Here is a 6,019-nt window from a genome sequence, read left to right as displayed (position 1 = left end):
CCCTTGTATCTTTCGTTTTGAGAGTACACACAGGTTTGTTTTGGCAGTTGTCCACAGCCCGTCTGCCCTCTGGGATACCTAGCCCGTGGGAGAGCATTTGGCGTGGACGACTGGCCGTCTGTTGAGCAAGCCCGAACAGTTGCTGGACGGCCGACATGCACTGGCGTGCTCGGACCTCGAATTTGCAAGGATGGGAAATGGCAGGCGCACCTGAACTGATTTTTGTTGGTATCGATGTTTCCAAAGCCACGCTTGAGGTGGCCTTGAATGACAGGGACAAGACGCAGACCTTCAGCAACGATGAGCCCGGTTTGAAGTCGCTGTTGGCGATGCTCACTGAGATGCGCGAGCGCGTGGGAGTCGTTCTGCTGGAAGCCACCGGTGGGCTGGAGCAGCCGGCGGCGGCGATGCTGTGCGCGCATGGTTTGGCCGTCATGGTGATCAATCCGCGCCAGGCGCATGACTTCGCCAAAGCGATGGGCTACCTGGCCAAGACGGACCGCACGGACGCGAAGATGCTGTCGCAGTTTGCGCGCACGCTGCATGCCAGCGACCGGCGCGAGCGACTGCTCTACAAACTGCCCACGGACGCGCAGGAGACACTGCTAGCCATGGTGACGCGGCGCAGTCAGCTCGTGGCCATGCGGGTGGCTGAGCACAACCGATTGGCGAGCATGCACGCGTCGCAGCGCAAGAGCATTCGCACCATTCTGAAGATGCTGGACCACCAAATCGGAAAGATCGATGACGATGCGGGCGGCTTCCTGAAGGAGCACTTCAAGGACAAGCTGGAGTTGCTCAAAGGGCTCAAGGGAGTGGGGCCAGGCACACAAGCGATGCTGATGGCTGCGCTGCCCGAACTCGGCCAACTCAAGCGACGCGAGATCGCCAAACTCGTGGGTGTGGCGCCGTTGAACAACGACAGCGGCACATTCAAGGGTCGGCGCTCCACCTGGGGTGGACGGGCCAATGTCCGTTCGGCGCTGTACATGGCTTCGCTCAGCGCTGTGCGTTATGACCCTGTCCTCAGGAGCTTCTACGAACGACTGGTGCAAGCGGGCAAGCCTAAGAAGGTGGCGCTGACCGCCTGCATGCACAAGCTGCTCACCATCATCAACGCCGTCATCAAGTCCGGCACCGCTTGGCAGCCCTCTTATCCACAGCCCGCGCTAGCCTGATTAGCGCTTGACTTGGAACACAGTTGCTCTCCCGCAAGCGGGAGAGGGAGTCCTACCGAGCGCCGCAAAGGCTGTGCCCTGACAGCTCGCCGCTGGACTTGCTCCCTCTCCCGCTTGCGGGAGGGCGGGGGTGAGGGCCAGCGGCGACGGCAGTCCTCGAATCGGTGGTCACGACACGATGTACGCCGCCGCTCCGGTGGCCAGCAGCCGTCCCTGTTCATCGGTGAAGGCCATGCGCGTGTTGGCGACGCGGCTGCCCAGGCGCATGACCTCGGCCTCGCAGCGGAAGACGGCTCCGATCGCCGGGCGCAGGTAGTCCACACGCAGGTCGATCGTGCCGAGCTTGGCGAAGCGCTGCAGCCGCTGCTGCGGCGCCTCGTCGAGGTGGCGCGCGCCGGTGGCGGCCATCACCGCCAGACCGCCCATCGCGTCCAGCGTCGCGCTGATCACGCCGCCGTGCAGCCGGTTGTGGGCGTAATGGCCCACCAGGTCCGGCCGCATCCGGATGTGGGCCCGGACGATCTCATGCCGGAGCTCGTCGACCTTCAGCCCCAGCACCTGGTTGAAGGTGATCAGCCGCTCGAAGATCTCGCACAGCGCCTCGGTGAACTCCGGCTCGAACGGGCTCTTCACGCCAGTTGGCGCGGCGCCCGGGTCGTCGTGGATCGCGTCGGACGCGGTCCCGGCGGGGCCGGCCTTCGATTCATGCTTCGCATCGGTCATGAGCGCGGACCATAGCGCAAGCCCGCCCGCCGCAGGAGAGCGCTCCCCCTAGCCGCGCCTGACGCCGAGGTGACACGGCGACCCCAGCCCGCATCGGGTCGCTGACGCTTCGGCACAATGCGCGCCATGAGTGACCTGAGCGACTCCACTTCCCCCGCGACGTCCGCCGATGCCGGCACGGCCCGCCCCGATGGCTTCCAGCGCGTGTGCGCCGCCTTGCGCGCCCTGTCCCATGAGCACGAGCCGCGCTGGCTCGACGTCTCGGCCCGCAGCTCGCAGGAAGCGGCCGACGCGCTGGGCGTGGCGCTGGGCCAGATCGCCAAGAGCGTCGTGTTCCGGCGCAAGGCCGACGACGCGGCCGTGCTGGTGATCGCCTCGGGCGACAAGCGCGTCGACGAGCGCAAGCTCGAGGCCCACACCGGCAAGCTCGGCCGCGCCGATGCCGACTACGTGAAGGCGCGCACCGGCTTCTCGATCGGCGGCGTGTCGCCGCTGGGCTTCCAGCCGAGCTACGCCGCCGACGGCGACCCCGCGCCGCCGCTGCTCTTCATCGACCAGGAACTGTTCCGCTTCGATGCCATCTGGGCCGCGGCCGGGCATCCGAATGGCGTGTTCCTGATGTCGCCGCCGCAGCTCGTCGCGCTGACCGGCGCACCGGTGATCGAGGTGGCGCAATGACCGCCCCGACCGCCCCGACCGCCCCGACCGCGCTGCCGGCGGGCGTCGACGCCCCGGTCACCGCCGAGAACGCGCGGCGTACGCCGGAAGGGCGGGTCGCCTCGCCCTGCATCAACATCTGCAAGATGCATGAACCCACCGCGCTGTGCCGCGGCTGCGCGCGCACGATCCCGGAGATCGCCGGCTGGAGCAAGTCCGACGACGCGGACCGGATCCGGCTGCTCAACCTGTTGCCGCAGCGCCGCGCGCTGCTGGCCGCGCACGGCGCGCTCGCGACCGAGCCGCCGCGCGGCTGATTCCGCGCGGGGCCGCGCCCGCGCGCTCCCCGATCCGCGCCCACGCCGCCAGCGACGGGCCCTCGCCCCCCCCCACGACGGCGACCGGCATCGGCGCCAGAAGGAGACCTGACCGTGCACACGATCGACTTCTACTTCGATCCGATCTCCCCGTACGCCGCGCTGGCCTTCGAGCGCCTGCCCGAGGCGCTGGCCGGGCGCAGCGTGGCGGTGCGCTACCTGCCGATCGTGTTCGGCGCGATGCTCAAGTCGCTCGATCACAAGGGCCCGGCCGAGATCCCCGGCAAGCGCGACTGGACCTACCGCCAGGTGCTGTGGCTGGGCCACCGGCTCGGCGTGCCGCTCGATCTGCCGGCGGCGCATCCGTTCAACCCGCTGCCGCTGCTGCGGCTGCTCTGGGCCACCGCGCCGGCCGGACAGACGCCGGGCCGCTACGCCGTCGAGCAGGTGCTGCGCCACGTCTGGCGCGGCGGCCAGGACGCGGCCGACCCGGCGCGCCTGGCGGCGCTGGCGGCGGAGCTCGCGCCCCAGCGCGATCCGGCGTCCGACGAGGTCAAGGCCGCGCTGCGCGAGGCCACCGACGCCGCCCTGGCGCGCGGCGTCTTCGGCGTGCCGACGATGGCCGTCGCCGACAAGCTGTTCTGGGGCCTGGACGCGATGGACATGGTGACCGCGTACCTCGACGACGACGCCTGGTTCGACGGGCCCGCCTGGACAGCCGCGGCGACGCTGCCGGTGGGGGTGCGGCGCAGCTGATTCGAGCTAGCAAGCATGGGTAGGGACATACCCTTTGATGCGGCGCACAGGCTTCGAAATTCCGCATCGAGAAATCGCGACTCCGGGTTACGCCGGAGTTTGTCAGCCTGAGGCAAGGATGCCGTCAGAAACGGGTCAGAGCGCGCTCGGATAGTCCCGCCCCAAGGGCCATCGGTCGATGGTTCTGGGAATCGAGGAGACAACCCCATGGCAACTGCAAGCGCAGTGACCACCAATGCGCCGATGACAGCGGAGGAGAAGAAGGTCATCTTCGCCTCGTCGCTGGGTACGGTGTTCGAGTGGTACGACTTCTACCTGTACGGCTCGCTCGCCGCGATCATCGGCAAGCAGTTCTTCACCGGCCTGGATCCCACGGCCCAGTTCATCGCCTCGCTGATGGCCTTCGCCGCCGGCTTCATCGTGCGTCCGTTCGGCGCGCTGGTGTTCGGCCGCCTGGGCGACATGATCGGCCGCAAGTACACCTTCCTGGTGACCATCCTGATCATGGGCCTGTCGACCTTCATCGTCGGCGTGCTGCCCACCTATGAAACCATCGGTCCCGCCGCCGCGGTGATCCTGGTCGGCCTGCGCCTGCTGCAAGGCCTGGCGCTGGGCGGCGAGTACGGCGGTGCCGCGACCTACGTCGCCGAGCACGCCCCGCACGGCAAGCGCGGCGCGTACACCTCGTGGATCCAGACCACGGCGACGCTGGGCCTGTTCCTGTCGCTGATCGTCATCCTGGGCACCCGCACGGCGCTCGGCGAGGCGACCTTCGCGGCCTGGGGCTGGCGCATCCCGTTCATCGTCTCGATCCTGCTGCTGGCCATCAGCGTGTGGATCCGGCTGTCGATGAACGAGTCGCCCGCCTTCCAGAAGATGAAGTCCGAGGGCAAGACCTCCAAGGCGCCGCTGTCCGAGTCCTTCGGCCAGTGGAAGAACCTGAAGATCGTGCTGCTGGCGCTGTTCGGCCTGGTCGCCGGCCAGGGCGTGGTCTGGTACACGGGCCAGTTCTACGCGCTGTTCTTCCTGCAGAGCGTGGTCAAGGTCGATCCGGCCGCGGCCAACATCATGGTGGCCGTCGCGCTGCTGATCGGCACGCCGTTCTTCGTCGTGTTCGGCACGCTGTCGGACCGCATCGGCCGCAAGCCCATCATCATGGCCGGCCTGCTGCTGGCGATCCTGACCTACTTCCCGCTGTTCAAGGCGCTGACCAACGCGGCCAACCCGGACCTGGCCAAGGCCCAGGCCACCGCGCAGATCACGCTGACGACCGACCCGGCGCAGTGCTCCTTCCAGGGCAGCCCGGTGGCGCGCGACGTGGACTTCACCACGCCCTGCGACATCGCCAAGCGCGCGCTGGCGCAGGCCGCGGCGAACTACGAGACCGTGCCCGGCGCCGCCGGCTCCGGCCAGGTGAAGGTGGGCGACAAGGTCATCGAGGCGCCCAGCGCCACGCTGACCGCCGGCGGCCACAAGTTCGACGAGGACAGCACCAAGAAGATCGCCGCGTTCAAGAAGGAACTGGGCGAGGCGATGAAGGCGGCCGGTTATCCGTCCAAGGCCGATCCGGCCAAGATCAACACGCCGCTGGTGGTCGCGATCCTGAGCGTGCTGGTGCTGTACGTGACCATGGTCTACGGCCCGATCGCCGCGATGCTGGTCGAGCTGTTCCCGACCCGGATCCGCTACACCTCGATGAGCCTGCCGTACCACATCGGCAACGGCTGGTTCGGCGGCCTGCTGCCGTCGATCAGCTTCGCGATGGTGGCCCAGAACGGCAACATCTATCACGGCCTCTGGTACCCGATCGGCATCGCCGCGCTCACCCTGGTGGTCGGCCTGCTGTTCGTGCGCGAGACCAAGGACGTGGACATCTACGCCCGCGACTGAACGCGCGGCACGGACGAGGGACGCGGCGTGCGACGCCCGTCCCCTCGACGACCAGGGCGGCCTTCGGGCCGCCCTTTTTCATGGCGCGTCGGCCGCCGGTCCGGTCACCCTTGCGATGGCCTTTGCGATCGCCTTTGCGATGGCGCGCATCGGCGCGGCCGAAGCGGCGCTCAGCCTGATGTCAGGCTGGCTTTCCACAATGGCCGCCAACCCGGTCGACCGTCGTGACCGGCAGCCTCAAGAAGGAAACTCGCAGCCATGTGGAAACTCGTCCTTGGATTCATCGTCTTCGCCGCGGTGGCCCTGTTCGTGCTGATGAAGAGCGGCGGCAACATCGACCTGACGGGCGAGAAGCACGATGTGACCGGCGGCCACGTCGATCAGGCGGCGAGCGACGCGGCCTCGGCCGCGATCGCGGCGGCGTCCGCGGCACTGCCCACGCAGGCAGCCTCGGCCGCGGCGTCGGGCGCTTCGCAGTAAACGTAGGCGACCGTCCGC

General features: G+C 68.2%; 7 protein-coding genes. 6 read left to right on the top strand and 1 reads right to left on the bottom strand.

Going from position 1 to position 6,019, the window contains the following annotated elements; all coding sequences use genetic code 11:
• The first annotated feature begins 197 nt into the window (after positions 1 to 197).
• Positions 198 to 1,178: an IS110 family transposase gene (locus ACTJKJ_RS25465; RefSeq protein ID WP_440819474.1), complete on the top strand. Its 981-nt coding sequence runs from the start codon at positions 198 to 200 to the stop codon at positions 1,176 to 1,178.
• Positions 1,179 to 1,346: 168 nt separating this feature from the next.
• Here ACTJKJ_RS25465 and ACTJKJ_RS25460 read toward each other — a convergent pair whose 3' ends face one another.
• Positions 1,347 to 1,901, bottom strand: a complete 555-nt coding sequence (locus ACTJKJ_RS25460; RefSeq protein ID WP_440822928.1) for a thioesterase family protein — start codon at positions 1,899 to 1,901, stop codon at positions 1,347 to 1,349.
• Positions 1,902 to 2,027: 126 nt separating this feature from the next.
• Here ACTJKJ_RS25460 and ACTJKJ_RS25455 point away from each other — a divergent pair, with 126 nt between their 5' ends.
• From ACTJKJ_RS25455 to ACTJKJ_RS25435, 5 genes are all read left to right on the top strand, one after another.
• Positions 2,028 to 2,579, top strand: a complete 552-nt coding sequence (locus tag ACTJKJ_RS25455) for a YbaK/EbsC family protein (RefSeq protein ID WP_440822926.1) — start codon at positions 2,028 to 2,030, stop codon at positions 2,577 to 2,579.
• Entirely contained in the window at positions 2,576 to 2,875 is a 300-nt protein-coding gene (locus tag ACTJKJ_RS25450) for a DUF1289 domain-containing protein (RefSeq protein WP_440822924.1), read from the top strand. The genes ACTJKJ_RS25455 and ACTJKJ_RS25450 overlap by 4 nt, the downstream gene beginning before the upstream one ends.
• Before the next feature lie 114 nt (positions 2,876 to 2,989).
• The gene (locus ACTJKJ_RS25445) at positions 2,990 to 3,631 is read left to right on the top strand and encodes a 2-hydroxychromene-2-carboxylate isomerase (protein WP_440822922.1); all 642 of its coding nucleotides are present in this window, start codon (positions 2,990 to 2,992) and stop codon (positions 3,629 to 3,631) included.
• Between the two features lie 207 nt (positions 3,632 to 3,838).
• The gene (locus ACTJKJ_RS25440; RefSeq protein WP_217648391.1) at positions 3,839 to 5,521 is read left to right on the top strand and encodes an MFS transporter; all 1,683 of its coding nucleotides are present in this window, start codon (positions 3,839 to 3,841) and stop codon (positions 5,519 to 5,521) included.
• A gap of 258 nt (positions 5,522 to 5,779) precedes the next feature.
• Entirely contained in the window at positions 5,780 to 6,001 is a 222-nt protein-coding gene (locus ACTJKJ_RS25435) for a hypothetical protein (RefSeq protein ID WP_147241729.1), read from the top strand.
• Positions 6,002 to 6,019 lie beyond the last annotated feature (18 nt).

The organism is Roseateles sp. 22389 (assembly GCF_052044995.1).
Lineage (GTDB): Bacteria > Pseudomonadota > Gammaproteobacteria > Burkholderiales > Burkholderiaceae_C > Roseateles.
The sequence above is the reverse complement of the archived record's forward strand: the minus strand, read 5'-3'. Positions and strand labels throughout refer to the sequence as shown.